Origin of the sequence: Bartonella queenslandensis AUST/NH15 (assembly GCF_000312585.1) — a bacterium.
Taxonomy (GTDB): Bacteria; Pseudomonadota; Alphaproteobacteria; order Rhizobiales; family Rhizobiaceae; genus Bartonella; species Bartonella queenslandensis_A.
The window spans coordinates 66700-67317 of record NZ_HE997986.1 but is presented as its reverse complement, the minus strand read 5'-3'; the positions used below and the strand labels follow the sequence as shown (position 1 = coordinate 67317).

General features: G+C 35.9%; 1 protein-coding gene. It reads left to right on the top strand.

All coding sequences use genetic code 11. The annotated features are described in order from the left end of the window. Positions 1 to 618 (top strand): TrbJ/VirB5 family protein (locus BN338_RS12070; protein WP_210160958.1); only part of this gene is annotated, 618 nt, incomplete at both ends.

Here is a 618-nt window from a genome sequence, read left to right as displayed (position 1 = left end):
GATCCTTATTATAATAGGAATGATTATATTCTTTGGCATGCCAAATTTAGCTCTGGCATTTATAAATTCAGATGAGCGTGTTGTAAGTCAAGGTGGGCCTGTTCATCCTGAATCAGTAGAGAGTTCTCTTTCACAAGACGAAAATCTTGAAATTATTGAGTTATTAGAAAAACAGCTTTATGAAGCAAGGCTGCAATTCGATGAAATTACAAAAATACATAACTCTATAACGGGTGCTCGAATACAACAGTCATCCGTGAAAGGTGATGACGATCTTCTACTTACGGAGCCACAATACATTTATAATGCGAGTAAAGAAACAGATATTGACCCGAATTTTCCTCAATTGGTTGCCGATATAAAAAAACAAGAGGAATATTCCGCAAGCTCTACCTATGAAATGCGCGCACTTATCGATTTACGTAGCCAATATGCTTCTATCATGGATAAAGTTGTAAGTTTGCAAGTTTTTGAAGAAACAGAAAATCGTTTTGAGCAAATCGCGCAATATTTAATGGCACTTAGGGATACAAAAGATTTGAAAGCTCTTATCGAGGTACAAACACACATTAAAGGTATGCACGCCATGATTCAGAATGAAGCAACAAAATTGCAAAT